General features: G+C 58.8%; 4 protein-coding genes. 2 read left to right on the forward strand and 2 right to left on the reverse strand.

All coding sequences use genetic code 11. The features are described from left to right. Positions 1-72: 72 nt before the first annotated feature. Positions 73-273 (reverse strand): site-specific integrase, encoded by a 201-nt coding sequence (locus DV027_RS17055; protein WP_242621999.1) that lies wholly within the window; start codon positions 271-273, stop codon positions 73-75. 91 nt (positions 274-364) lie between these two features. Here DV027_RS17055 and DV027_RS17060 point away from each other — a divergent pair, with 91 nt between their 5' ends. Beyond that, a complete protein-coding gene (locus tag DV027_RS17060) occupies positions 365-1,564 on the forward strand; it encodes a hypothetical protein (protein WP_130732971.1) in 1,200 nt (399 codons plus the stop codon). 132 nt (positions 1,565-1,696) lie between these two features. Here the strand turns inward: DV027_RS17060 and DV027_RS17065 are convergent, their stop codons facing one another. Then, entirely contained in the window at positions 1,697-2,287 is a 591-nt protein-coding gene (locus DV027_RS17065) for an acetate uptake transporter (protein WP_130732972.1), read from the reverse strand. 158 nt (positions 2,288-2,445) lie between these two features. Here DV027_RS17065 and DV027_RS17070 point away from each other — a divergent pair, with 158 nt between their 5' ends. Next, entirely contained in the window at positions 2,446-3,276 is an 831-nt protein-coding gene (locus tag DV027_RS17070; protein ID WP_130732973.1) for an IS5 family transposase, read from the forward strand. Positions 3,277-3,376: the final 100 nt, after the last annotated feature.

Consider the following 3,376-nt stretch of genomic DNA (forward strand, 5'->3'; position numbering starts at 1 on the left):
CATGACGATCACGCACAGTTCTCAAACTGGGGAATTTTCAACCAGCACATTTGGGGAGATTACAACCAGCACTCACAATGGTCCGAGTTCCCACGGTTTGCCTGTGGCGCCTGTCAGGATGGTCTGCGCCGTGCGCAGGGTCAGTTCCTTCTCGAGGGCCGCCTTCAGTTCCGGGTGGCACGGGATCCATACCTTGGCGCCCGTTTTTTCCTGCACGACCTCAATGATATCACCGTCGAAGCTGCTCCAGGTCATGGCGATCAGGTCAGGCATTGCGCCATGCGCTGGATGAGCTCGAGCGCATGCGCGCCCGGTGCGCGGACTGCCCCCATGAATGCCCTCCCCAGAACAAGGAAGGCGACGCATGACCTGTCTGCCTACAGTCGCTGATTTTGATGCCGATACCGTGCCGGCCTGGACACTGATCCGCACCATGCCTGCCGAGGCGCGTGGCGTGGCGCATTCCCTGTTCGATACGCTCAAGGCCAACCGGATGGTAGTGATGCGCAGTGGCACGCACATGCGATCCGATGACGAGATCGCGGCCTTCATATGCGAAAGCCCGACCACGCTGGCGCGCACGCTGCCCCTGATCGAGCAATGGGGCTTCGCCGCGCGGGATGATGAAGGCACGCTATACAGCCCCCACCTGCTGCAGCGCGAGATACAGCGGCAGGAGCGTGCCCGGAAGCGTGCCGAGCGTGAGGACAACCTGCGGCGGTTCGAGGCTGCCCAGGCGGCGGGGATAATTCCGGCTGATGACACGCTGCGAGGCCACCATGCCAAGATCAATGGTGGCAGTGGTGGCCGCCCGCGCAAGGGCGAGACGGCCGAGCAGGCGAATATCCGCCGCGCGCAGGAAGCCGAGGCCGCAACCCGCCAGCGCAACATCCCGCTCATGGTGTCCCTGCCCGCTCCGGCAGAAACCCAAAACCGAAACCTAAACAAAAACCGGTTTTCGGTTTCCGGGGGTTCGGTTTCAGTTTTGGGTTCTGAGGTTTCCCTAGATATAGATAAAGATAAGGAAATTAATTCATCTATATCTGAATCTGCCGAAACCGGTTTTGCCCAGACTGAGACCGTCATCGATGACGCCACCCTCGACCAGGCCGTGCGGGCCGTCATGGAGGCGGCAGGCTTCCCCAAGGACAGCACGCGGCGGCATACGGGCATTGTCCGCAAATGGCTGCAGGCTGGCATACCCGAGCCGGTGATCGTCCAGGCCGTGGCCGACCATACGGCTGCAATGCATCAGAACCGCGAAATACCGCAACATGCCGGCTGCTTCGACAAGCCGGTGCGGGCTGCATGGGCGCAGCATCAGATCTCGGCAGACCTGCCTGAGCCCGCGCCATCGCCAGTCATGCAGGACTGGGAGAAGCAGGCCCACGCGGATCTGATCGAGGATCAACGGGCATTGTCCGCGCTGGTGCAGGAACTGGGAGATTACGGCCGCGCCAAGCGGCAATGGGCCGATATGGCAGCCAAGCGCGGCCGCCCCACCACGGAACTGACCCTCGAGGCTTATCTGTCCGCCTACCGCCCGCAGGACGTAGCGGCATGAAAATGCGTTGGCACAAGTCAGCGCGCGAGTTGATTACGCGGACTCGTGCCACGGGCTGGCGCTATTCGCTGACCATCAAAGGCCATATCTGCCTGACGCATGATTTTCACAGTGGTTTTTTAGAATTTCCACTCAGGCAGCAACCTCTGTCGGCACGCCTGCCACGCCGACAGGCACCACGACATGCCTGGACTGACCTGCAAGAAGTTCCATCGCTGCCAGACAGATCGCACTGAAGCCGCAGAAAAGACCTTCATATCCCGCTACAACCGTCAGCATCGGTTGTTCAAGGATTTCGGCACTGCCTAGCAGAACAAACAACAGCGTCAGGCTGGCGAACACTACCTGATGCATACGCGAGGCGTGTCGTGTACCGATCGTCATGATAGCGGTGAACAGGCCCCACATCAGCAGGTAACTGCCCATCAGGGCGGGCGAGGATGCAGGCGCAAGCCCCCAGTGCGGCAGGAACAGCAGCACGACAAGCGACAGCCAGAATGCGCCGTAGCACATGAACGCTGTCATGCCGAAAGTATTGTTGTTCGCATATTCCAGAAGGCCTGCAACAAACTGCGTTGCGCCCCCGAATACCAGCCCCATCGCAAGGATGGCCGCGCCCATTGGAACGATATGGGCGTTATGCAGGTTGAGCAGGACAGTCGTCATACCAAACCCCATCAGCCCCAGCGGGGCCGGATCTGCTTTAGTCGAATTGTGGGTCATGCCGCGTTTCCATTCCCTGGCAGATAAATCATGACAAAACATGTCACGAGCCAACGGGCACGGCATATTAAATTATGACTTAGTGTCTGACCGAAAATGATTTGAGTGATTTCAGCAGGTTATGATTCATGGGTTTGCGAGAACCTGATGAGATCAAGATGGCCTGGACTGAAATCACCCGCGCGCAGTATCGCCGGGACGACCTGGAGTATGCAAGCGACCTTCGCGATGCGGAGTGGGCGCTGATTGCGCCTCTGATGCCCGAGAGGAAACGACTGGGGAGACCACGACGTACGGATTTGCGCCGGGTCATGGAGGCAATCCTTTATATCGTCACTACGGGGTGCCAGTGGCGACAATTGCCTCGTAACTTTCCCGCTTTCACGACCGTGCAGGGTTATTTCTACCGTTGGATCCGCGAGGGACAATGGGAAGCGATGAACTATATTCTCGTGATCCTGTCGCGTGAGCAGGACGGGCGAGGCGCCACGCCTTCGGTAGGTATTATTGACAGCCAGTCGGTTAAAACTGCCGAAAACGGCGGTCCACGCGGTTATGACGCGGGCAAGAAGATCAGGGGCCGCAAGCGGCATATCACGACCGACACGCAGGGTCATGTCGTGGCAGCCGTCGTGCATCCCGCCGACATTCAGGATCGTGACGGCGCGCCGCTGGTAGCGACCAGAATACGCTCATTATTCCCCAGGCTTCGCCACCTGATCGGTGACGGCGGGTATGCTGGCGAGACGTTGCGTGATGCGCTGGCTGGACTCGGCCGATGGACGATCGAAATCGTCAAGCGTAGCGATCGGGCCGAAGGCTTCGTCGTCCTGCCCAAACGCTGGATCGTGGAGCGCAGCTTTGCATGGCTCGGACGCTGCCGTCGCCTCACGAAGGATGTCGAGGCAACACTCTCGTCATCCTGCGCGTGGTTGACGATCGCCCATATCCGCAGAGTTCTGCGGAAAATCAATCAAACCTCTTTCTGATTCAGGCTCTAAGAACCTGAAGGTCGACGCGGAAATCTCACAGAAGGGTTGTACATCGGGTTAGATTATGAAAAAGTCTGTTTTGCACAAAAGAAATTTT

The sequence above is a fragment of the Komagataeibacter xylinus genome (assembly GCF_004302915.1).
In the GTDB taxonomy this organism is placed as follows: domain Bacteria; phylum Pseudomonadota; class Alphaproteobacteria; order Acetobacterales; family Acetobacteraceae; genus Komagataeibacter; species Komagataeibacter xylinus_C.

Coding starts and splice junctions, on each gene's coding strand:
- DV027_RS17055 (WP_242621999.1), bottom strand. CDS start 273: ATGCCTGACCTGATCGCCATGACCTGGAGCAGCTTCGACGGTGATATC.
- DV027_RS17060 (WP_130732971.1), top strand. CDS start 365: ATGACCTGTCTGCCTACAGTCGCTGATTTTGATGCCGATACCGTGCCG.
- DV027_RS17065 (WP_130732972.1), bottom strand. CDS start 2,287: ATGACCCACAATTCGACTAAAGCAGATCCGGCCCCGCTGGGGCTGATG.
- DV027_RS17070 (WP_130732973.1), top strand. CDS start 2,446: ATGGCCTGGACTGAAATCACCCGCGCGCAGTATCGCCGGGACGACCTG.